The following is a 22,144-nucleotide window of genomic DNA, read 5'->3' on the forward strand; positions in this document are numbered from 1 at the left end:
GGCAATTTCCTTTTGGGAAATTGCCTTTTTTATTTTCTATACAACTAATTGTTAATATTCGTCTTCGTTAAAGAAGAAATCTTCTTTAGTAGGGTAATCTGGCCAGATTTCCTCAATCGTTTCGTAAGGCTCGCCATCATCTTCCAATGCCTGTAGGTTTTCAATTACTTCAACAGGGGCACCAGAACGGATACCATAATCAATTAATTCGTCTTTAGTTGCAGGCCATGGTGCGTCTTCCAAGTGCGATGCTAATTCTAATGTCCAATACATATCTTCAATTCTATTAAATTCTTATTCTTATTAAGCGCAAAGTATATTAAAATTTTTGAGCAAAACAAACTTATTTTTCCACTATTAAACACGTGGTATCCAAATGTTTTCTTCTGCTTTAAAATAGGCGCTCAGTTTTCGTGCCAAAACAAACAAATAATCGCTCAAACGGTTTAAATAAATCGTTATGCGCTCATCTACAAAGCTATTTTCTGCAAGCTCAACTGTCAGTCGTTCCGCCCTTCTGCAAACACACCGTGCAATATGGCAGTAAGAAACAACAGTGTTTCCACCAGGCAGCACAAAATGTTTTAAAGCGGGCAGTGTTTCGTTCATTAAATCCATCTCATTTTCTAACAAGGTGATGTCAGTTTCATGCAGATCGGGGATTTTCATTTTAGACTTTTCCGGATCTGCAGCAAGCGATGCACCAATGGTAAATAACCTATCCTGGATTTCTTTTAGCAGCTGTTGATCATGTAACTCGATATCCTGACACATGATTAAACCGATATACGAATTTAACTCGTCAACAGTACCATACGTTTCTATACGTAAATGATATTTAGGCACCCGGGTGCCACCAATTAATGATGTTTGTCCCTTATCGCCGGTTTTAGTGTAGATTTTCATGCTGTTATGGTTTAAGGCGAGAGGTTTAGGGTTTTCAAAGCCTTATGCCCTATACCTTTAACCTTAATTAATTTTCTCCCAGTCGCTGCCATTATCTTTTAAGGCCTGCAAACGCGGAGATACATTTTTGATATCGGTATTCAGGTAATCGTTTTCGATCAATCCATCACGCATCCGTACAATGCGGTGTGCATGTTGTGCGATATCTTCTTCGTGTGTTACCAGAATAATGGTATTACCTTTACTGTGGATCTCTTCCAGCAAACCCATAATCTCTATCGAAGTTTTGGTATCCAAATTACCGGTAGGCTCATCTGCCAAAATAATTGATGGGTTATTAATTAACGCTCTGGCTACCGCTACACGCTGGCGCTGACCGCCAGAAAGTTCGTTTGGTTTGTGGTCCATACGGTTACCCAAACCTACATTTTCTAATGCTTTGGCAGCCCTTGCATCCCTGTCTTTTTTGCTGGTTCCGGCATAAATTAATGGCAATGCCACATTATCCAAAGAAGTAGAACGTGGCAATAAGTTAAAGGTTTGGAAAACGAAGCCGATTTCCTGGTTACGTACTTCTGCAAGCGCGTCATCAGTCATGTGGCTCACATTTGTACCATTTAAAATATAAGTTCCGCTTGAAGGTGTATCTAAACAGCCTAAAATATTCATCAGGGTTGATTTACCAGAACCAGATGGCCCCATCAATGCTACGAATTCGCCTTTATTGATATCTAACGAAACTGATTTTAGCGCATGAATAACTTCAGATCCAATAACATATTTACGGCCAATTTCTTTTATAGTAATGAGTGGTTTCTCCATGTTTTTTCTTTTTTAGACAAGCGTAAAGGGCAAGATGTTACAAGCTGATTAAAAATTAAACACAAATGTGAATCTTAGTGGTACTGATCAATTATTTTTCAATAATCTTTGGAACCATAAAAAACTGATCTGTATGTTTTGCAGCATTTTTCAATCCATTGGCTGTAGAAATTTCTTGTTTTACTATATCTTCACGCCAAACATTTACCGATTCGTTCATGTAAACCAATGGTTTTACATTTGAAGTATCTAATTCGTTAAGTTTTTCCATGAAAGATAAAATTTTGTTCATTTCAGGGATCAGCGTATCAACTTCTTTTTCATCAATATGAATTCTGGCCAGGTCGGCTATTTTATGGATGGTTTTTGCGTCTAAATTCATATTATACTAACTTACTGTCAATCAATTTAAAAACCTTTTCTTTTAAACCATCAGCGTCAACATCGGCCAAAACTGAAGTATTTATAGGTTTGTGGACGTAAATATCGCAAATTCCGGGCTTACTTCCATACTTAGCACCATCATCCCAGTTAATTTTCCAGACATTGGTAATACTAACAGGTACCAATGGGATATTTTTATCAATCGCCAGGCGGAATGGGCCGTTTTTAAATTCGCCCAGTTTGGGTGGATAATGATCATCAATTTTTCCTTCAGGAAAAATAACCAGGCTCATTCCCTTTTCTAAATTCTCACCAGCTTTTTTAAATGCTTTAAAGGCAGATATTTTACTATCGCGATTTACCGAAATATCGATCGTTCTAAAAAAAACACCTAGTACCGGGTTATTTAGGAGTTCGTCCTTACCCATAAAATGGAATTTACCATGCCCCATGATGCAGAAAATCATGATATCCAAATTAGAAGTATGGTTGGCACAATAGATATAAGTTTGTTCAAGATTGAGTTTTTCTTCGTAATGGTAGCGAAAAAAAACACCAGAAAACAGGCTGCATAAAAAACTATTGGCTTTACGACAAAAGTTTAAAATACCGTAATATTTTTCATTACGTGAAGTAATGTAGTAAAAGGGATAAAAGAGGGCGAAAAAAAACAGTATCCAGAATAAAAACCAAACCCGGTGTACCTGCCTTAGAAAGTGGATCATAGATGTATCAAAAATATAAAATTGTTTGATATTTCAAACTAAGGATTAATATTGTGGAGAAGACCATCACGGAAACCTGACATGCAGATCTCTCCACTTCGCTGCACTACGATCGAGACGACGACCGCTGGATGAGTGCTCTAAATTAGATGACCCTACCGGATTAAACGGTTCCACCCTTGCATAAACCTTTGTTTATAAACCTTATTGAAGTGAAAAGCCCGCAATCCCGATTTTCATCGGGAGAGGACTTGCAACGGAAAGAAGGACTGATACCTCCGATAAAATGCTGGCTTTCATTTTCAAATCTATTAAATACTCTTTTTGTGGTCGGTGAGACATTGGCTTCCGGAAAAAATTTCTACAGATAGATCTCTCCGCTGCGTTGCACTCCGGTCGAGAGGACGATCGCATAATAAGCGATCAGGCTGAGATAACGATCGGTTAAAAATTCTTACTATGAAAATTAAGGTGATTTGCGGATTGCTTACATTTTATTTTTAATTTCGTGGCATTATGAAAGAAACAGTGGTGAGCGGCATCCGCTCAACAGGAAAATTACATTTAGGCAATTACTATGGCGCGGTTAAAAACTTCGTGCAAATGCAGAACGATTACAATTGCTATTTTTTTATTGCCGATTTACATTCTTTAACAACGCACCCTACCCCAGCCGATTTACATGGCAATATTAAACATGTATTGGTTGAATATTTGGCGAGTGGAATTGACCCTGAGAACAGTACCATTTATATACAAAGTGATGTTCCGGAAATTGCGGAACTTTATTTATACCTGAACATGAACGCTTATATGGGCGAGCTTGAACGTAGCACTTCTTTTAAAGATAAGGTACGTGCTAACCCTGATAATGTTAATGCAGGTTTATTAACCTACCCGGTATTGATGGCGGCTGATATTTTAATCCATAAGGCGACTAAAGTACCTGTTGGAAAAGACCAGGAACAGCATTTAGAAATGGCCCGTACTTTCGGCAACCGTTTTAACAGGTTATACAATACCGAATATTTTCCGGAGCCCTATGCATTTAGCTATTCTGATAAACTGGTAAAAGTACCTGGTTTAGATGGCAAAGGTAAAATGGGTAAATCAGAAGGCGAAGCCAATGCAGTTTATTTATCAGATGATCCTGAAACGATCCGCAAGAAAGTGATGAGAGCAGTGAGTGATGGCGGTCCGACAGAAGAAAACCAGCCAAAACCCGAGCCGATCCAGAATCTTTTCGATTTAATGAAGGTGGTTTCGAGCATTGATACACATGCTCATTTTGAAGATTTGTATAACAAAATGCAGATCCGTTACGGCGATTTCAAAAAACAACTGGCAGAAGATATGATTATTGCTACCGCACCAATGCGTGAGCGTATTCAGGATATTGCCAAAGATGATTCTTATTTAAGACAGGTTGCCAAGCATGGTGCATTAAAAGCCCGGGAAAGTGCACAAAAAACCATCAGAGAAGTTCGCAGTTTAATCGGGTTTAAAAGTTTTTAATAATTTTAATAGATTTGAGAAGCTAGATTTGAGATGTGAGACATTAGATTTGAAATAGATTAATTCTTTCAAATCACAGATCTTACATCTCACATCACATATCTCATATCTCCAATCTAAAGAAGATGCACATAGCAATTGTAGGAAATATTGGCGCTGGTAAAACCACTTTAACAGGTTTATTGGCCAAGAACTATGGATGGGAAGCTTTATACGAAGCAGTGGATAACAACCCATATCTGGAAGATTTTTATAGCGACATGAAACGCTGGAGCTTTAATCTTCAGATTTATTTCCTAAACAGTCGTTTTCAGCAGATTACGGACATAGAAGTAAATAAACGTAACGTGATCCAGGATAGGACCATTTATGAGGATGCGCATATTTTTGCCGAAAACCTGCACGATATGGCCTTAATGACCACCCGGGATCATGATAACTACCGTGCTATTTTTGACAACATCACATCATTTATCAAACCGCCGGATTTGTTGGTTTATTTACGCGCTTCGGTACCAACATTGGTAAACAATATCCAACGCCGTGGCCGTGAGTACGAAGCGGGCATCCGTATTGATTACCTTTCTAAATTAAATGAAAAATACGAAGCCTGGATAAAAGGGTATAACCTGGGTAAATTATTGATTTTAGATAAAGACAAATTGGATTTCACCAATAATCCTGAAGATTTAGGGACGGTGATCCAATCAATTGAAGCTGAGATTAACGGTTTATTTTAGCCCCCATCCCCTAAAAGGAAGTTGAATCATAATAAATGGTTTAAATATTTAATGCGATGAATATGGAAAAAGATTTCGAGCACGACAAACCAGAAAACTGGAAATGGGGCACTTTTTATTTTAATAAAAAGGACTCCAGATTAATTGTTCCTAAGCGTGTAAAATTGCTGGGCTGGACATTTAACTTTGCGCATCCTATATCTTATATCGTTATCGCAATGATCTTCCTTTTTGTTTTTTATCAATTTTATAAGCATAATATATGAGCGATGAAAAATCACATTCATCCTTAAGCGATTCAAAAATCATTGGAATTATCCCTGCACGGTATGCTTCTACCCGCTTTCCGGGCAAACCTTTGGTTGATATTGCCGGAAAAAGCATGATCCAGAGGGTTTATGAGCAGGCATCGAAAGCAAAAAGTTTATCAAAAGTGGTTGTGGCTACAGATGATGAACGCATTGCGGACGAAGTGAAAAGGTTTGGTGGAGAGTTTATCTTCACCTCTTCCGATCATCAAAGTGGAACCGATAGATGTGCTGAGGTAATTGAACAATTGCCTGGATACGATATTGTAATCAATATTCAGGGCGACGAACCTTTTATCGAACCCGCACAGATCGAATTATTGACCAGCTGTTTTACCGAAGAAAAAGTACAGTTGGCTACTTTGATCAAATCTATTCATAGTCAGGAGAGTGTGTACAATCCGAATAGTCCGAAGGTTGTGATCGATGTAAACGGTCGCGCCATGTATTTCAGCCGTAGTCCGATTCCTTTTATCAGAAATGGCGAACCAGGAGTATGGGCAGAAAAACACCAGTTTTACAAGCACATCGGTATATATGGTTATCGCACAGAATCTCTAAAAGCCATTACCAAACTTCCTCCATCCTCTTTAGAGATTGCAGAAAGTTTGGAACAGCTACGCTGGATTGAAAATGGTTTTTATATCCAAACCAAAGTTACCGACCTGGAAACGGTTGCTATTGATACCCCTGAAGATTTATTGAAGTTAAATAATCTATTGGAGGCGTTGAAACTGGAATAAAGTTCATTTGTGGTTAATCGGTTAACTGTTTAAAGCGGTTAATCGACTAGGGACTCCAGACTGCTGACTTTGGACTATTTAACGACCAGTTCCATCTGAATATTACATCTTGTATAAGGCGTTGGTTTGCCCGCTACCTTCTGGAAGCCCAGTTTATGGTAAAGGTTGATGGCTGGTTTTAAAATGGTATTACTTTCCAGGTATATTTTCGAAGCACCCAACGACTTCGCTTTTTCAACAATTGCATTGGCCAATAAAAAACCTACATTTTTTCCCTGTGCCTTTGGAGATACGGCCATTTTGGCGAGTTCAAAATCATATTCGCCATCATTCATTTTAATCAATGCACAAACCCCCATTGGCTCCCCCTCATATAAAGCAACCAGTATATAACCACCTTTATCTAAAATATAGCCTTGTGGATTATCCAATGCTTTATAATCAGATTCTTCCATGGTAAAATAATGCGAAATCCATTCTACATTTAATGCCCTGAAAGCTTCCTGATACTTAGCCTGGTAATCTACAATTTCGACCTTTAAACTATCTCTCTCCTTTTTCTTTTCCATCACCCTTCTTAATAAGGTTTTCTGTTCTAATAAAAATTCCCACTCACCTATAGCTTCCCAAAGTTTGTTCTGTGATTGAGCCGATATCTCTTCAACAGCTGCGTTAACATCGATCAGTTGATCTTCTATTTCTTTAGAAATCGCTATTCCTTTTTTAGAAAGGCTTACCAGGTTCCGCCTGCCGTCAGTTTTATCTTTGCTTTCTTTTACATAACCTTTTTTCAGCATTTCACTTATTATTTTACTCACTGAAGGGTGCGAATGCCCTATATCTTTGGCCAATTCAGTGATTGTTTTCTCTTCCCCTTGCGCCAGCGAGTAAAAAACCGGGAACCATTTTGGCTGCATATCTATATTGTACAGTTTATAAATTTGAGCCGCATCTTCTGTAACCTTATCGGTTAACATTCTCAACCTGCTTCCTATAGCAACTTTACCTGTTTGTTCGAAAAAATTCATAACAATAATTAATTACGTAATCAGTTACGCAAATATAAGAAAAAAAAATAATTATGGTTATATGTCGGGTAAAATATTTAATTTAATCAAAATGAAAAAACTCATCTATACGCTCTCTTTTATCTTGTTGATAACGGTTACCCGTGCACAAGAGCCGATAGGAATTGAGGTTAAAAGTAATCTGCTTAATTTAGTTGCAAAACGGCCCTCCTTCTCCATCGAAAAAACCTTTTCTAATAAATACGGTATCGAACTTTCATATACATCAGGGGAGCTTAATATTGGAAGATATTATAAATATGATGGCTTTTTATTAAGAGCAAAAAAATATGCTGACGAAATTAAACCCGGCAACCTTATCCCCTTTTATGGTTTATACCTTGGCAACTTAAATAAAACAATCAGTAAGGATGGTTATGTGGATCGTACAGGTTTTATCAGTGTTGCGAGCCGGAATTTTATGGCTAATTCTGTACGTGCCGGCGGAAATATCGGCTTTCTGTTTATCCCTAAAAAACGCTTTTTATTAGAAACGACAGGCGGTTTAGGTTACGGAAAGTATTTTAACGTAACCAATTATGCTTCTAACCCTAATCCAAAGGGTTACCTCGATTTTCAATTTTGGCTTTCAGCAGGCTATATTTTTTAAATTTGGATAGTTGTTTAAATTAGAATTTGTAGTTTTGATTATGAAGAAATTATTACTTTTCGTTGCCTTTAGTGTTATTTTATTTGCCGCGTGCAAATCGGGTGGAGAAAAAAAAGCTGATGCCATTGAGTTTAAAAATGTAAACCAAACTATAGCCAAATCTTTTTCGGATTTAAAAAAATTAGACACTTTTAAAATCGAACTAACCGGAAGGAAACCTGAAGAAATGGTATTGAATTTTACCATTAAAAACGCTGAGGGAAAAGAGATTTACAATGCTAAAATCAAGGGAACCGAATTGGTGAGCAATACCGACCCCAATGTTGACCTTTCAAAAGAGAAAGACCAGGTTATTTTCTTAAAAACCATAGCAGACGACTTTTTCAGCGATGATAATTTTCTTGAACCTGCAGTAATGCCTGACGATAAGGCTGATAAATACACGCCAGATAAAGCACTTTACGAAGAGCTAAAAAAATCAGGATTAAATGGCTTTAAATACCGTTTGGGTAAAGAAAATAACATTTACATTGCCTGGAGTGAAAAAGAGCAAAAGGTGAAGATTTATTATAATTGCTGTTAAGCCATTGTCCTAATCATAAAATTAATTACTATATTTATTTGAAAGCATAACAATATATAGTTGCGCTAAAATCCATTCCTTTTTTCTGTTTAGTTCGATAATGTTTTGTCCATAAACTAAACATCATATCTTGATGCTAATTAAGCACCAGAATAACATCCCATGAAAAATATAAAAAAAATAATATGGGAGATATTAGTCGCGAAATTATTTTTGAAAATTTAAAGTCAAAAAAGATTGACTTACTTTCAACGCATACCAAACTTTCGATACCGGTAATTAATCGGATGTATAGAAAGATGATTAACGGGATTAAATTTGATGACATTAAGGTATGTGATAACTTTATAATTGATGGTCACCACCGTTATATTAGTTCGTTATTAGCAGATATTGAACTGGGCAGGATACCATCATGTAAAACCAGCGCAACAAATGTTTGTGAATGGCACAAAGTAGAATTTGTTGATGAAGAATGGGATACTGAATTAAAGATCAAGAGAATGAATGAGTTAGATGCCAAATTCAATAATATATCTTTAGAAAAAATATTCGAAATAACAAAATAAAGCGTAAATTCGTATTATGTTTTTATTATTAGACATAGACGGCGTAATGGTACCTGCTAACTCATGGAGAAAACCAGAGATTTTAGCAGATGGCTTTGCTGAGTTTAATCCTAAAGCAGTTAAAGCACTAAATAAAATTCTTCATCATCATAATTTTGAAATTGTTCTTACCACTTCGCATAAGTTTAAGTACAGTTTAAATCAATGGCTTGATATTTTTAAAACAAGAGATATCATTTTAAGCAAAATTGACCGTCTTCCAGATAACATCGATCTAGTTAACAGAAAGAGTGAGATCCTAAACTGGTTTAACTCACAAGACAATAATGATGATTTTATTATCCTTGACGACGATAAATCGCTTAATGATTTGCCTCCATCTTTAAAACAACGATTGGTTCAAACCAGTGCATCCGTTGGTTTAACTGATGATCTGGCAGATGAGGTACTCGAACTGGCTGAAAAAAGTCATCGCGAATTCGCTTAGGGGCTCTCTTTCATGAAAAAATCTGATTTTATTGCAAATCGTTTAAGAGAGATTTTTTTAAATGGTTATTGGATAGCCAATACCAATTATAAAGATCAGTTAGAAAGCATCAATTGGGAACAGGCCGTCTATCAGGTAGGAAATTTAAAGACCATTGCGGCCCTAACCTATCATATCAATTATTATTTAGCCGGAATTTTAACAGTTTTTAATGGTGGTCTGCTAGAAATCAAAGATCAATATAGTTTCGATCTTCCACCTATACATTCGGAAGCTGATTGGAATAAATTAGCTTCCGAATTATTTGATAATGCTTCAGTTTTTGCTATCGCAGTGGAAAAAATGCCGGAAGAAAAATTTGATGAAATGTTTGTAAACGAAAAATATGGCACTTACCTACGTAATATAGAAGCTGTAATTGAACATAGTTATTATCATTTAGGGCAGATTGTGCTGATTAAAAAATTGATATTAGCTACTCAATAATATAATCTGTTACTAAACGATAATTTCATACATAAAATTAAGGATTTGGCAGATATGACATAGATCTTCACCATATAATAATCTAAAATAGTCGTTTCATACTTCAAAAAACGGATACTTATCCCCCTCATTAAGCTATTTTACTGAATCACATCGCTTTATCATATTTAAAATATCTTCTTTTTTCATGCTCGGAAACAAGGAATTTTCTTACCTTTGTATCCCGTACAAAAAGCGGCAATAATTACATTTTGCCGTAAAAAATCACAAACATGACTAAGTATATTTTTGTTACGGGCGGTGTTACTTCCTCTTTGGGTAAGGGCATCATTTCCGCATCTTTAGCTAAACTTTTACAGGCACGTGGCTACCGTGTAACCATCCAAAAATTCGATCCGTACATCAATATCGATCCGGGAACTTTAAATCCATACGAACATGGCGAATGCTTTGTAACCGAAGATGGAGCTGAAACCGACCTGGATCTTGGTCATTATGAGCGTTTCCTTAACGTTCCAACTTCACAGGCAAATAACATTACTACTGGTCGTATTTACCAGAATGTGATTAACAAAGAGCGTAAAGGTGAATATTTAGGTAAAACCGTTCAGGTTGTGCCACACATTACAGATGAGATTAAACGCAACATGCGCATTTTGGGCGATAGCGGCGATTATGATATCGTAATTACCGAACTTGGCGGAACTGTAGGTGATATTGAATCTTTACCTTTTATTGAAGCCGTACGTCAGTTTAAATGGGAAGAAGGCAGCACTAACGCCATCGTAATTCACTTAACCCTGGTACCTTATTTAGCTGCTGCAGGTGAGTTAAAAACAAAACCAACACAACACTCGGTTAAGGCTTTATTGGAATATGGTATCCAGCCAGATATTTTGGTTTGCCGTACCGAGCACCACATTAGTCCAGAGATCAGAAAAAAAATTGCCTTATTCTGTAACGTTAACATCAACGCGGTAGTCGAATCGATGGATGCATCAACTATTTATGATGTGCCATTGTTGATGTTAAAAGAGCAATTAGACAAAACTGTATTAGCTAAATTAAAGCTGCCTACTAAAAGCGATCCGGATATGGAAAGCTGGAAAGATTTCCTTGGCCGTTTAAAAAATCCAACGGCTGAAGTAAAAATCGGTTTGATTGGTAAATATGTAGAATTACCTGATGCTTATAAATCAATTATCGAATCTTTTGTACATGCAGGTTCGAAAAATGAATGCAAAGTAAAGGTAGAATATATCCACTCTGAAGGTCTTTTCCCTGATAACGTAAAAGAAAAATTAGGTCATTTACAAGGTGTTTTAGTAGCTCCTGGTTTTGGTAGCCGTGGTATCGAAGGTAAAATTGATGCCATTAAATATGTTCGCGAAAACAATATTCCTTTCTTTGGAATCTGTTTGGGTATGCAATGTGCGGTTATCGAATTTGGCCGTAATGTTTTGGGCTTAAAAGATGCGCACACTACAGAAATTGAAGAAAATGCTGCTAATCCGGTAATTAACATGATGGAAGAGCAGAAAAAAATAACCAATAAAGGTGGAACGATGCGTTTGGGTTCTTATCCTTGCGACATTAAAAAAGGAACAAAAGCTTTTTCTATTTATGGAAAATCGCATATCAACGAGCGTCACCGCCACCGTTACGAATTTAATAATGCTTATTTAAAGCAATATGAAGATGCCGGTATGATTGCATCTGGTATTAATCCGGAGAGTAATTTGGTTGAAATTGTAGAGCTTAAAAATCATCCTTTTTTCGTTGGCGGACAGTTTCACCCAGAATTAAAATCAACAGTTGCTAATCCTCACCCACTTTTTGTTAAATTTGTCGCCGCTGCGATGGAGTTTGCGAAAAAGAAAACGAATTAAAAGCAGTATTAAACATAAATAATGGATAGAAATACCTTCACAGGACTGTTCCTGATCATGATCATTTTGGCAGGATCGTTCTACTTTTTTAGGCCGAGTGAGGCTGAAATGAAAAAAGCCAAAGAAACAGAGCGTCTGGATTCTTTGAAAAAAGCTGGTGTAACACCAGTACAAAAAGACACCACTAAAACTGCTGCAATTGCTAACCCAGCTGTAGATTCTTTAGCATTAAAAGGTCCTTTTGGCACTGCTTTGACGGGTACTGAAGCAAATACCACTTTAGAAAATGAGAATTTGTTAATTACCTTAAGCAATAAAGGTGGTAAAATTGCATCAGTTGAAGTTAAAGGTCAGAAAACCTTTACAGGGAAACCACTTATTTTATTTGCAGGAAGCGAGAACAAATTTGGTTTAAACCTTAATGCAGCCGGTAAAGTAATCAATACTAACGATTTATATTTTACGCCAAGCAAAACAGGCAATACGGTTACGATGCGCGCCAATTATGGCGCTAATGCTTATGTAGAATATGTATATGATTTAAAAGCATTGAGTAATAAAGTTGCTTTCAATGTTAATCTTGTTGGTTTGCAACAGGTAATTGCAGGTAACAACATTGGCTTAAACTGGCAGGCAACCCTATTACAGCAAGAAAAATCGATCGAAAGTGAGCATCGTTACTCAGCACCTTACTATAAGTATTTAGATGGTGATGTTAATCACTTAAGTGTTTCGAAAGATGAAAAGGAAGATTTATCAAAAGGTAAAATTCAGTGGTTCTCTTTCAAACAACACTTTTTCTCGGCTTCTTTGATCTCGAAACAAGCTTTCGAAAAAGGAAGTTTAGAAGTTAAAATACCAACTGCTCCTGGTCAGGTAAAGTTTTATGATGCTAATATGCAATTGCCATATGCACATACTGCTAACCAAACTTATGAAATGGAATTCTATTTCGGCACAAACAAATTCTCTGCTCTAAAAGCACAGGGTTACGATTTAGAGCAACAGGTTGATATGGGTTACTGGCCATTAAAATATATTAACCGTTTTATTGTTTTACCTGTATTTAATTTCTTAAATAGTTTCGGTTGGAACTACGGTTTAATTATCCTGGTATTAACCATCTTATTAAAACTTGCTTTATCGCCACTTACTTATAAGTCATATTTATCAATGGCTAAAATGAGGGTTTTAAAACCAGAAATGGACGAAATTAAAGCTAAAGTAGGTGAAGATAACCCAACCTTGGTTCAACAGGAATACTTAAAGTTATATAAGAAAGCTGGGGTAAACCCACTGGGCGGATGTTTGCCAATGGTATTACAGTTGCCTCTGGTGATGGCCTTCTTCTTCTTCTTCCCTAACTTATTTGAGTTACGTGGTGAGAGTTTCCTTTGGATGAAAGATTTATCAACTTATGATGAGTTTATCAAGTTTGGTGTAAAAATTCCATTTATTGGCGATCACTTAAGTTTAATGTGTGTATTGATGACGATCTCTACATTGATTATGACTTACTTTAACAACCAGGTTTCTGGTGCTACAGGTCAGATGAAGTACATTGGCTACATTATGCCAATCATTTTCTTAGGCGTGTTAAACAGCTACCCTGCGGGATTAAACTATTACTATTTCTTAGCCAACTTAATGACTTTCGGACAGCAGTTCTTAATCCGTAAAATGGTTGATGACGATAAAATCCACGCTTTGATCCAGCAAAATAAAGCCAGACCAGCTGATGAGAAAAAGAAAAAATCTAAATTCCAACAGCGTTTAGACGATTATATGCGTCAGCAGCAACAAGCTAAAAAGTAATTTTGCTTTTATATGATATGGAATCCCCGATTACTTAAAGTGATCGGGGATTTTGTTTTGTGCATGGCGTTAAGCGTTAATTCAAGACAGCATTAATTTCGGTACTCCAACCCCAGGCTTCCGACTAATTCCATCATCCATCTTACATTTTACCTCACCAATTCCCTTTTTAATTGTAATATTTGACATACAAGTTTCCGAATAAGCCAAAAAATTCCAATTTTAGGAGATTAAATCTGAACCAACAAATTACTTAACATTTCAAAATGCAAAAGAGACTAACAATTATTCTGTTTTTCGTTGTCAGCTTTGCCTACGCACAAAAGAAACCTTTAAATCATACGGTGTATGATACCTGGGAATCGGTAGGTACAAAGCAATTATCCAATAATGGCGTATGGGCCATGTATAGCATCTTACAACAAGAAGGCGATGCGCAACTTTACCTCAACAATATCAAAACCAATGCAAAACTAAACATCCCAAGAGGGATGAATTCGCAGTTCAGCAACGATTCTAAATTTGCGGCATTTAACATCCGTCCTTTAAATAAAGATTTACGTCAAGCTAAAATAAAAAAGAAAAAAGCCGATGAATTACCAAAAGATTCATTAGGTATTGCCAACCTCACTACCAGTGCGATTACAAAGGTAGCAAGGGTAAAGTCTTTTAAATTTCCTGAAGAAGGTTCTGGTGTGATGGCTTATTTAACCGAAAAGCCTGATACTGCAAAGAAAGCCATAAAACCTGCCGAGAAAAAAGATGGTGAAATGGATTTTGCTGATGATGAGCCTGCTGCAAAAGGTAAAACTGAAGAAGGAACTGATTTAGTAGTTAAAAATTTATTAACCGGCGCAGATAAAACCTATAAATTTGTTACCGATTATTATTTCAGCAAAGATGGTAAACAACTGGTTTTTGCTTGTAGCGGATCTAAAAAGGACAAAACAGCCCCACAAGGTGTATTTTTATTAAATACAGAAAAGGGCACGCTAAAAACCTTAATCAAGGGTAAAGGAAGTTTCAAAAACTTTACTTTTGATGAGGAAAGTGAGCATGTTGCTTTTGTTGGAGAGCAAAGTCCTGAGAAACAGGAAATAAAAGACTATAATGTTTATTATAACTCTTTAACGCTTGATACTGCGCAGATATTGGTTGATTTTGATATGCCAGGCCTACCAGAGAAATGGTCGGTTAATGGCGACGGAAAAATCACTTTTAGTAAAGACGGCAAGAAATTATTTTTCGGAATCTCCCCTATTAAAAAGCCAAAAGATACCACTATTGTAGACTTCGAAATGGCCAAAGTTGATGTTTGGAACTACAAAGATGATTATCTACAGCCTATGCAACTTAAAAATGCAGACAGAGATAGCAAAAAAAGCTATTTATCCGTTATCGATGTATATAGTAGCGACCCTAAAGTAATTCCGTTAACAGATTTAAAATTGCCTGATGCGAATATGATAGCCGAAGGCGATGCCAATATGGTTTTAGCATCTACCGACTATGGCCGTAGAATTGAATCGCAATGGAGCGGATCTACTTCAAAAGATTATTATCTAGTTGATACTAAAAATGGCCAGAAAAAGAAAATCATTGATAATTTAAGTGGTTATGCCATGGCTTCTTCTGGCGGAAACTATGTTTTATATTTTGATAGAAAAGCAGGTAGCTGGAATACTTACAGTATAGCCAGCGGAAAAGTAACTGTACTAACTGCAGGATTATCTGAAAAATTTGTTGATGAAGAAAATGATGTACCTGATTTACCTTCTGCTTATGGTTTAGCTACCTGGACTGAAGGTGATAAAGCCGTATTAATTTACGATAAATATGACATCTGGTCGTTCTCTCCAGATGGAAAAACGGCTCCAAAAAATATTACCGCAGGTTTTGGAAGGGCCAACAACCTTACTTTCCGTTACGAAAGGGTACAACCTGAAAACAGATTTGAGCGCAATGCGGATAGTAAATTTGTAAAAGCAAATGAGTTGGTTTGGTTAGATGGTTTCAATAACGTAACTAAAGAAAACGGTTTTTACCGTACCAATGTAGGTTCAGCTAAAGCGCCAGAATTGGTGGTAATGGCTAAATTTAAATATTCGAACCTGGTAAAAGCTAAGGATGCTGATGTTTACATTTATGATAAAGCCAATTATGTAGAATCGCCTAATGTATATGTAACCACCGATTTTAAAACTGAAACTAAACTAAGCAACACCAACCCACAACAACAAAGTTATAATTGGGGTACTGCTGAGCTCGTAAAATGGACTACTCCAAAAGGTTATAAAGCAGAAGGGATTTTATACAAACCAGAAAATTTCGATCCGAACAAAAAATACCCGATGATTGCTTATTTTTATGAGAAACTTACCGATGGTTTATATACTTACCAGGCACCTGCTCCTACTCCATCACGTTTAAATATCTCATATTTTGTAAGTAATGGTTATTTGGTATTCGCACCGGATATTAGCTATGAAACTGGTCACCCGGGTAAATCTGCAGTTGAGTTTATCAATTCAGGTGTAGAAAATTTGAAGAAAAACAGTTGGGTTGACGGTACCAAAATCGGTATCCAGGGTCAAAGCTGGGGTGGTTATCAGGTGGCTTATTTAATTACTCAAAATAATATGTACGCAGCTGCATGGGCTGGTGCGCCTGTTGCCAATATGACTTCTGCTTATGGCGGTATCCGTTGGGAAACCGGTATGAATCGTCAGTTCCAGTACGAAAAAACACAAAGCCGTATTGGTGCAACCCTTTGGGAAAAACCAGAATTATACATCGAGAACTCTCCATTATTTATGTTCCCGAAAGTAAATACACCAGTGGTAGTAATGGCAAATGATGCCGACGGTGCTGTGCCTTGGTACCAGGGAATTGAGATGTTTACCGGCCTACGCCGCTTAGGTAAACCAGTTTGGATGTTAAACTATAACGGCGAGGCACACAATTTGGTTCAACGCCAAAACCGTAAAGATATACAGATACGCGAACAACAGTTTTTCGATTATTATTTAAAGGGCGCAAAAGCACCAGTTTGGATGACAAATGGAATCCCTGCAACTGAAAAAGGAAAAACCTGGGGTTTTGAATTAACCGATGAGAAACCTTAGGTAGTCTCAAGTCGAGAGTCTGAAGTCTTTAGTCCATAGTTTGATAGTTTAGTACTATTGACTATGGACTTTTTTATTTCTTTTGGTTGATGCCCTTATAGTTTATAGGCGTATTGTTTAAAAATCATGGCTATCAACCGTCAAACTATTAACCATCAACAGTAATGATATTCTTCAATCCAACTCCAAACTCTCTTCTATGATCTTTCGGTTAAAAAAGCTATTTTCACGCATCAAAAAAACAAAACAAACTAAATGGCATTAAGCAGGATTTGGTCGGGATTTATTATTGTAGCTATTCTTGTAGCTTGTATTAAATGCTTTTTCTTTGGGCAAAGCGACATTTTTAACTGGATGGTAATCGGAAAGGCTGATGATCCGGCAAATCCGCTTAAATTAGATGGTATTATTCAAACCTGTTCTATTGCTGTAAAACTTTGCATCGAGCTGGTAGGTACTTTGGCTTTGTTTATGGGCTTTATGGCTATTGCAGAAAAAGCAGGTGGTATCCGTTTATTATCAAGGATTATTAGTCCGTTTTTTTCTAAACTTTTTCCTGAAGTACCAAAAGGTCATCCATCAATGGGCCATATGATCATGAACTTTTCGGCAAATTTATTAGGCTTAGACAATGCAGCTACTCCATTCGGGATTAAAGCCATGGAAAGTTTACAGGAGTTAAATCCGAATAAGGATGTGGCCAGCAATTCGCAGATTATGTTTTTATGCTTACATGCTGCAGGTTTATGTTTAATCCCGGTAAGTGTAATTGCGATCCGTTCTACCCAAAATGCACAAGATCCTACTGATATATTTATTCCCTGCATGATTGTAACCTTTGTAGGTACAATGGCTGCGATGTTGATTGTGTCTTTCAAGCAGAAAATTAATATTTTACAACCAGTTATCTTAACATGGGTTTTAGGTATCTCGGCCGTAATAGCAGCCATCGTGTGGTATGTTAGTCGTTTAAATGCAGCAAGCGTTACTTCTTTCTCTGGTTTGCTTAGCGGTGGGCTTATTTTATTAATTTTTTTATTGATTGTTCTTGGCGCACTTTATAAAAAGATCGACATTTTTGATTCTTTTGTTGAGGGTGCCAAAGGTGGGTTTGAAACGGCCATCAAAATTATTCCTTATTTAGTTGGGATTTTAGTTGCGGTATGCATGCTCAGAACCAGTGGAACTTTTGACGTGATCATGAATGGGATTAAACACGCATTTATCTTTGTAGGTGCGGATACCCGCTTTGTTGATGCCCTGCCTACCGCTTTAATCAGGCCATTAAGTGGTGGAGCTGCAAGGGGCATGATGGTAAGCACGATGATTGCCAATGGACCAGATTCGTTTGCCAGCAGATTATCGGGTGTATTTCAGGGTGCATCAGACACCACATTTTATGTAGTAGCCGTTTATTTCGGTGCTGTTGGTATCAGGAATACCCGTTATGCAATTGGTTCGATGTTATTGGCCGATTTAGTAGGCGTAATTACTGCGATAACCATGGCCTACCTATTTTGGCCAGGATTAAAATAATAGCATAAAAAATCTCCATCTGACAAAAGCCAAATGGAGATTTTTTTTTATGAGCATTAGGTTAAATGTGTGCTAAACTACGAAACCGGAAAGGAAATTCTACTGATGATCTCATCAATAGCATCCGGATCAATCGCTGCATTTTTTGAAGCACACCATTTTTCACTTTTGTTATCCAACCAGATACAAAAAGAATGGTAGCCATCTAAAACAACAGCATAGGTTTCATGAAAATCATCTTGGATACGCATGCAAAATCCCTTAAAAATTTTGCCTCTCACAATGAATTGCAGGGTGGAATAATTTTCTAACATGGCTCATTATATTTTTGGTTAATTTACAACAAATTATAACTGAGAATGTTTCGTTAATTTAAAGGAATTAATAATTAATTCTTAACCTACTTAACAAGACTTAACCTATGTTTAACATGTTGGAGTAGCCCTTTGCTATTAAACGCTTTTTTGAAGGTAAAAATATCTCACATTGCAGGTTTAATATGGTACGTCCCCTTTTTACTATCGACGTTTCGGCAATTACTTCATCGCCTTCGCTGGCTGGGGCAAAATAATCAATGTAATTGCTAACTGTAGTATAACGATCGTTCAATCCCATGGTAAAAACCGTTGCACCAATTAAATCATCAATAATGCCGGCGGTTACACCACCGTGCAAAATCTGATAAGTATTGGTCATTTCTTTACGGATAGTGTACTGGCAAACTAAAATACCATTTTCGGCCTTGATGAGCACAGGTGCTAACCAGTTCATGAAATTAGATGGTGAATCGGTAATTACCTTTCCGATTGATTGCCTTAAAAAATTCAGACGCTGCTCGCTTAAAGATGACTCCATGGAAATGTAAAATGTTATGATGTAAAAGTAGGGAAAATGGATGATGGTTCATAGTTCATAGTTCATAGTTCATAGTTCATAAAGCGGAATGCTTGGCAGAAAAAGGTTTAATCGTAAAAAAGAAAATGGAAGATATAAATACCTCCCATTTTCTAAAACGAAACATTTAACGCTAAAACATGATTACCAAATCCTGCTATAGTTCTTTAATTCCTAAATTGGAAAGTTTTTTTGGTTCATCGTCTTTTAGTTGATGGTTCATGGCAATTATTCTATAAAACCATCGACCATCAAATATGAACCTCTATGACGAGCAACCATTCTAAATCGGCACAATCACTTTAAAACTAAAATTTCTGCCCATATTGTAAATTCCTGATCTGCCATTTGGCGATTGATTATAATACTCGAAATACTTCAATCGATTTAAATTTGATTGATAAGCCACATTGAAAATATTATCTGCCTGAATAAAAATATCACAAAACGTTTTTCCTTTTTTTGATTTTAATGTTGATCCAATCCCACCGTTGATCAAGGTATAACCTGCAGTAAAGGTTTCTGTATTATCTAAAGCGTAAAATTTATCCTGGTCTCCAAAAAAAGCAGCATCGATTTTGATATATGGCTTGTCAAAAATGCCAATAGGTTTCTGCGCAGTTGCCTTAATTTCTGTTCTTACCTGCAAAGGTGGAATAAATGGCAGGTATTTAGCTTCACGGCCATGTTTGCTCAATAATTCCTGGTTTTGATTCAAACCAACAATATAGGCTAAACTGTTGTTGAAACTTAACCACTTCATTGCCATTGGATGCAAATTAACTGATACTTCTGCACCATATAACCTCGCTTTTGACTGTTGATATTGATAGGTCAGATTACCAGGCACAATAACTACCGGGTTTCCATCTGCATCGGTTAAACGCGATTGATAAATATAATTCTCAATATTATTGTTAAACAACTCCATACTGATATCGGCATCTTTTAAATAAGCAATAATGCCAATATCCTCCTGCAGATTAAACTCAGGTTTAAAAGTCCGGTTACCCAGATATACAATATGCGCGCCCGGATCCAGTCCGTTAGAGCCAATTTCAGTAATGTTCGGTGCGCGGTATCCTCTGGCAATATTTGCTTTAACCAATAGTTTTTCAGAAATGTTATAGGTAAAGCCCAAACTTCCTGATAAACCGTAATAATTTTTATTAAAAGAAGGGAATTGTAGTTTTCCAGTGGCATCTGTAGCACTTACCTGCTTACCAAAACCTGTTTGGACATCAGTACCTACATAAAATTCGTTCCAGTTAATATTTCTCCTGTCTAACCGGATTCCTCCGGAAATATCAACCTTGCCCATTGATTTCTTAGCAAAATAGAAAGCGCCAATATCAAAAAGATCATAATCAGGAATGGGAAAATCGGTGGCGGCCTTGCTCCTGTTCCCCTGGTACATGCCATTTACACCTAGAGTGCTTTCTATGCCCGCAAAATCGGGAAGATTGTATTTGAGATCGTAATTAAAGGTATTAAGTACTACGTAAAGTCCTGCCTGACTGGGTACAGTTGGGTGGTTATATTCCCGTCTCACACTCTGCTGACCGCCAATTAATATATTCAAATCACTTGCACCAAATTTAAACTGGCTGGTATTGTAAAAACGGTAATGTTGAATGTGCTGGTGTAAAGGGTTAATTGAATAGCTGTTCAAATCACTTTCAAGCACAATGGGTCTATTTTTGATGTCGTCACCATTATCCAACACTTGTCGTGTAAACTTTCTGGATAACGAATCCCGGCTCCCATCGGGTATTTCCATTAAATTATCATAATAAGTAATAGCCGTTTTAGAAAATCCCCATGTTTTATCTACCCTTGCACTGGCCGACAAATTATATTCCCTGAAACCAGTTCCATAAACCAATCCATCTATTTTATTTTCATAATTATGGGCCGTTTTTCCAGTTGCCCTAAAGGTATATTTCCAATCGTTTTTAATGTAGGCTAACCCAATCGACGAACCGATCATACCATTGTTGCTTTGATAGTTTGCGGTAAAATCGCCTTTTAGCTTTCCATTTTCAAAATTCGGGGTATAAGGAATCATGTTGATTACTCCAGCCAAGGCATCAGAGCCATAAGTTAAACTGGCAGGGCCTTTTACCACCTCGACTCTTGTAATGCCGTATTCGTCAACTTCGATTCCGTGCTCATCGCCCCATTGCTGTCCTTCCTGCCTTAAACCATCATACAGGGTTAAAACACGGTTATAGCCTAAACCACGGATAAAGGGTTTAGAAACATTGGGCCCCGTAGTAACCGCTGTAACACCAGGAACACCTTTAACAATGGCTTCGATTAAGTTGGTATTTACATTCTGATCCATCGATTTTCGGGAGATGACGGCTATAGGCACAGGGCTTTTGCGCAGCTGCGTAGCCCGGTTAACGCCCGTGATAACCACATCGTTTAAATTTGATGACAGGCTTAACAGATCGGCATTAACAAGTGCTGTATCTCCTTTTAATAACACTTTAATTCTTTTCGACTGGTAACCGATCCCGGAAAAAATAAGGTCATAATTTCCGGAAGCCAGATTATTGAATTGATAATTTCCAGCGGTATTTGATTTGGTAGAACCATTGGAACCTAAAATTTTAACGGTGACATTTTCAACAGGTTCATTTTGAGAGGTAACCAAACCTTTAAGGATTACTTTTTGCGCCAGGACATTAAGCGATATAAAAAAACAGAAAAAATATAGTAAAAGGGATTTCATGATTAAAATGATTTATCTAAATATAATTTTAGACAAATCTAAATTTTAATTTAAATATATCAAATTAAATATTTAGATAGATTTCAAATAATCAAAATATAGTCTTGTCGGCCAGCGTAGAGCATAAAAAAAATTAGTTAAGAGTTAAAAGATTTTCCGATAGGTATATGAGAAAGCTATAGCATAATGTTTGCCGCTGA

22 protein-coding genes are annotated in these 22,144 nt (G+C 36.8%); 13 read left to right on the forward strand and 9 right to left on the reverse strand.

From position 1 onward, the window contains the following. Nucleotides 1-51: 51 nt before the first annotated feature. From U859_RS0119390 to U859_RS0119410, 5 genes are all read right to left on the reverse strand, one after another. On the reverse strand, nt 52-273 hold the full coding sequence (locus U859_RS0119390; RefSeq protein WP_010603503.1) for a DUF2795 domain-containing protein: 222 nt from the start codon (nt 271-273) through the stop codon (nt 52-54). A gap of 84 nt (nt 274-357) precedes the next feature. Beyond that, nucleotides 358-906 carry a cob(I)yrinic acid a,c-diamide adenosyltransferase gene (locus U859_RS0119395; protein ID WP_025144979.1) on the reverse strand — a complete coding sequence of 183 codons (549 nt, stop codon included), beginning with the start codon at nt 904-906 and terminating at the stop codon, nt 358-360. A 63-nt stretch (nt 907-969) separates the two neighbouring features. Next, nucleotides 970-1,728: an ABC transporter ATP-binding protein gene (locus U859_RS0119400; protein ID WP_025144980.1), complete on the reverse strand. Its 759-nt coding sequence runs from the start codon at nt 1,726-1,728 to the stop codon at nt 970-972. A gap of 91 nt (nt 1,729-1,819) precedes the next feature. Then, a complete protein-coding gene (gatC, locus tag U859_RS0119405; protein WP_025144981.1) occupies nt 1,820-2,110 on the reverse strand; it encodes an Asp-tRNA(Asn)/Glu-tRNA(Gln) amidotransferase subunit GatC in 291 nt (96 codons plus the stop codon). Nucleotide 2,111: 1 nt separating this feature from the next. Beyond that, nucleotides 2,112-2,837, reverse strand: coding sequence for a lysophospholipid acyltransferase family protein (locus U859_RS0119410; RefSeq protein ID WP_025144982.1), 726 nt, complete (start codon nt 2,835-2,837; stop codon nt 2,112-2,114). 516 nt (nt 2,838-3,353) lie between these two features. Here U859_RS0119410 and trpS point away from each other — a divergent pair. The 4 genes from trpS (at nt 3,354) to kdsB (ending at nt 6,143) form a co-directional block, all read left to right on the forward strand. Further along, entirely contained in the window at nt 3,354-4,352 is a 999-nt protein-coding gene (trpS, locus tag U859_RS0119415; protein ID WP_025144983.1) for a tryptophan--tRNA ligase, read from the forward strand. Between the two features lie 125 nt (nt 4,353-4,477). Beyond that, nucleotides 4,478-5,092 carry a deoxynucleoside kinase gene (locus tag U859_RS0119420; RefSeq protein WP_025144984.1) on the forward strand — a complete coding sequence of 205 codons (615 nt, stop codon included), beginning with the start codon at nt 4,478-4,480 and terminating at the stop codon, nt 5,090-5,092. 62 nt (nt 5,093-5,154) lie between these two features. Further along, entirely contained in the window at nt 5,155-5,358 is a 204-nt protein-coding gene (locus U859_RS32400; protein ID WP_025144985.1) for a DUF5808 domain-containing protein, read from the forward strand. Next, nucleotides 5,355-6,143 carry a 3-deoxy-manno-octulosonate cytidylyltransferase gene (gene kdsB / locus U859_RS0119430; protein WP_025144986.1) on the forward strand — a complete coding sequence of 263 codons (789 nt, stop codon included), beginning with the start codon at nt 5,355-5,357 and terminating at the stop codon, nt 6,141-6,143. Before U859_RS32400 ends, kdsB begins: the two co-directional genes overlap by 4 nt. 74 nt (nt 6,144-6,217) lie before the next feature. Here the strand turns inward: kdsB and U859_RS0119435 are convergent, their stop codons facing one another. Beyond that, a complete protein-coding gene (locus U859_RS0119435) occupies nt 6,218-7,171 on the reverse strand; it encodes a GNAT family N-acetyltransferase (RefSeq protein ID WP_025144987.1) in 954 nt (317 codons plus the stop codon). A 91-nt stretch (nt 7,172-7,262) separates the two neighbouring features. Here U859_RS0119435 and U859_RS0119440 point away from each other — a divergent pair, with 91 nt between their 5' ends. The 9 genes from U859_RS0119440 to U859_RS0119485 all read left to right on the forward strand — a co-directional run bounded on the left by U859_RS0119440 (nt 7,263) and on the right by U859_RS0119485 (nt 18,310). Continuing rightward, nucleotides 7,263-7,820 (forward strand): DUF3575 domain-containing protein, encoded by a 558-nt coding sequence (locus tag U859_RS0119440; RefSeq protein WP_162800001.1) that lies wholly within the window; start codon nt 7,263-7,265, stop codon nt 7,818-7,820. Nucleotides 7,821-7,860: 40 nt separating this feature from the next. Continuing rightward, nucleotides 7,861-8,403 carry a hypothetical protein gene (locus tag U859_RS0119445; protein ID WP_025144989.1) on the forward strand — a complete coding sequence of 181 codons (543 nt, stop codon included), beginning with the start codon at nt 7,861-7,863 and terminating at the stop codon, nt 8,401-8,403. A 185-nt stretch (nt 8,404-8,588) separates the two neighbouring features. Then, complete coding sequence (locus U859_RS0119450) at nt 8,589-8,972, forward strand: hypothetical protein (protein WP_025144990.1); 384 nt, start codon at nt 8,589-8,591, stop codon at nt 8,970-8,972. A gap of 16 nt (nt 8,973-8,988) precedes the next feature. Then, nucleotides 8,989-9,459 (forward strand): HAD domain-containing protein, encoded by a 471-nt coding sequence (locus U859_RS0119455; RefSeq protein WP_025144991.1) that lies wholly within the window; start codon nt 8,989-8,991, stop codon nt 9,457-9,459. A 12-nt stretch (nt 9,460-9,471) separates the two neighbouring features. Further along, on the forward strand, nt 9,472-9,945 hold the full coding sequence (locus U859_RS0119460) for a hypothetical protein (RefSeq protein ID WP_025144992.1): 474 nt from the start codon (nt 9,472-9,474) through the stop codon (nt 9,943-9,945). Between the two features lie 272 nt (nt 9,946-10,217). Next, complete coding sequence (locus U859_RS0119465; RefSeq protein WP_025144993.1) at nt 10,218-11,834, forward strand: CTP synthase; 1,617 nt, start codon at nt 10,218-10,220, stop codon at nt 11,832-11,834. Nucleotides 11,835-11,855: 21 nt separating this feature from the next. Next, entirely contained in the window at nt 11,856-13,649 is a 1,794-nt protein-coding gene (yidC, locus tag U859_RS0119470) for a membrane protein insertase YidC (protein ID WP_025144994.1), read from the forward strand. A gap of 266 nt (nt 13,650-13,915) precedes the next feature. Continuing rightward, nucleotides 13,916-16,774 (forward strand): alpha/beta hydrolase family protein, encoded by a 2,859-nt coding sequence (locus U859_RS0119480; protein ID WP_025144995.1) that lies wholly within the window; start codon nt 13,916-13,918, stop codon nt 16,772-16,774. A 255-nt stretch (nt 16,775-17,029) separates the two neighbouring features. Next, entirely contained in the window at nt 17,030-18,310 is a 1,281-nt protein-coding gene (locus tag U859_RS0119485) for a nucleoside recognition domain-containing protein (RefSeq protein WP_025144996.1), read from the forward strand. A gap of 77 nt (nt 18,311-18,387) precedes the next feature. Here the strand turns inward: U859_RS0119485 and U859_RS0119490 are convergent, their stop codons facing one another. The 3 genes from U859_RS0119490 to U859_RS0119500 all read right to left on the reverse strand — a co-directional run bounded on the left by U859_RS0119490 (nt 18,388) and on the right by U859_RS0119500 (nt 21,944). Further along, nucleotides 18,388-18,624, reverse strand: coding sequence for a hypothetical protein (locus tag U859_RS0119490; RefSeq protein ID WP_025144997.1), 237 nt, complete (start codon nt 18,622-18,624; stop codon nt 18,388-18,390). A 100-nt stretch (nt 18,625-18,724) separates the two neighbouring features. Beyond that, complete coding sequence (locus U859_RS0119495; RefSeq protein WP_025144998.1) at nt 18,725-19,165, reverse strand: PaaI family thioesterase; 441 nt, start codon at nt 19,163-19,165, stop codon at nt 18,725-18,727. 322 nt (nt 19,166-19,487) lie between these two features. After that, the gene (locus U859_RS0119500; RefSeq protein WP_025144999.1) at nt 19,488-21,944 is read right to left on the reverse strand and encodes a TonB-dependent receptor; all 2,457 of its coding nucleotides are present in this window, start codon (nt 21,942-21,944) and stop codon (nt 19,488-19,490) included. Nucleotides 21,945-22,144: the final 200 nt, after the last annotated feature.

It is taken from the genome of Pedobacter jeongneungensis (genome assembly GCF_000633455.1).
GTDB lineage: Bacteria > Bacteroidota > Bacteroidia > Sphingobacteriales > Sphingobacteriaceae > Pedobacter > Pedobacter jeongneungensis_A.

Coding starts and splice junctions, on each gene's coding strand:
- U859_RS0119490 (WP_025144997.1), bottom strand. CDS start 18,624: ATGTTAGAAAATTATTCCACCCTGCAATTCATTGTGAGAGGCAAAATT.
- U859_RS0119400 (WP_025144980.1), bottom strand. CDS start 1,728: ATGGAGAAACCACTCATTACTATAAAAGAAATTGGCCGTAAATATGTT.
- kdsB (WP_025144986.1), top strand. CDS start 5,355: ATGAGCGATGAAAAATCACATTCATCCTTAAGCGATTCAAAAATCATT.
- U859_RS0119390 (WP_010603503.1), bottom strand. CDS start 273: ATGTATTGGACATTAGAATTAGCATCGCACTTGGAAGACGCACCATGG.
- U859_RS0119460 (WP_025144992.1), top strand. CDS start 9,472: ATGAAAAAATCTGATTTTATTGCAAATCGTTTAAGAGAGATTTTTTTA.
- U859_RS0119485 (WP_025144996.1), top strand. CDS start 17,030: ATGGCATTAAGCAGGATTTGGTCGGGATTTATTATTGTAGCTATTCTT.
- gatC (WP_025144981.1), bottom strand. CDS start 2,110: ATGAATTTAGACGCAAAAACCATCCATAAAATAGCCGACCTGGCCAGA.
- U859_RS32400 (WP_025144985.1), top strand. CDS start 5,155: ATGGAAAAAGATTTCGAGCACGACAAACCAGAAAACTGGAAATGGGGC.
- yidC (WP_025144994.1), top strand. CDS start 11,856: ATGGATAGAAATACCTTCACAGGACTGTTCCTGATCATGATCATTTTG.
- U859_RS0119500 (WP_025144999.1), bottom strand. CDS start 21,944: ATGAAATCCCTTTTACTATATTTTTTCTGTTTTTTTATATCGCTTAAT.
- U859_RS0119495 (WP_025144998.1), bottom strand. CDS start 19,165: ATGGAGTCATCTTTAAGCGAGCAGCGTCTGAATTTTTTAAGGCAATCA.
- U859_RS0119465 (WP_025144993.1), top strand. CDS start 10,218: ATGACTAAGTATATTTTTGTTACGGGCGGTGTTACTTCCTCTTTGGGT.
- U859_RS0119455 (WP_025144991.1), top strand. CDS start 8,989: ATGTTTTTATTATTAGACATAGACGGCGTAATGGTACCTGCTAACTCA.
- U859_RS0119420 (WP_025144984.1), top strand. CDS start 4,478: ATGCACATAGCAATTGTAGGAAATATTGGCGCTGGTAAAACCACTTTA.
- U859_RS0119435 (WP_025144987.1), bottom strand. CDS start 7,171: ATGAATTTTTTCGAACAAACAGGTAAAGTTGCTATAGGAAGCAGGTTG.
- trpS (WP_025144983.1), top strand. CDS start 3,354: ATGAAAGAAACAGTGGTGAGCGGCATCCGCTCAACAGGAAAATTACAT.
- U859_RS0119440 (WP_162800001.1), top strand. CDS start 7,263: ATGAAAAAACTCATCTATACGCTCTCTTTTATCTTGTTGATAACGGTT.
- U859_RS0119410 (WP_025144982.1), bottom strand. CDS start 2,837: ATGATCCACTTTCTAAGGCAGGTACACCGGGTTTGGTTTTTATTCTGG.
- U859_RS0119450 (WP_025144990.1), top strand. CDS start 8,589: ATGGGAGATATTAGTCGCGAAATTATTTTTGAAAATTTAAAGTCAAAA.
- U859_RS0119395 (WP_025144979.1), bottom strand. CDS start 906: ATGAAAATCTACACTAAAACCGGCGATAAGGGACAAACATCATTAATT.
- U859_RS0119480 (WP_025144995.1), top strand. CDS start 13,916: ATGCAAAAGAGACTAACAATTATTCTGTTTTTCGTTGTCAGCTTTGCC.
- U859_RS0119445 (WP_025144989.1), top strand. CDS start 7,861: ATGAAGAAATTATTACTTTTCGTTGCCTTTAGTGTTATTTTATTTGCC.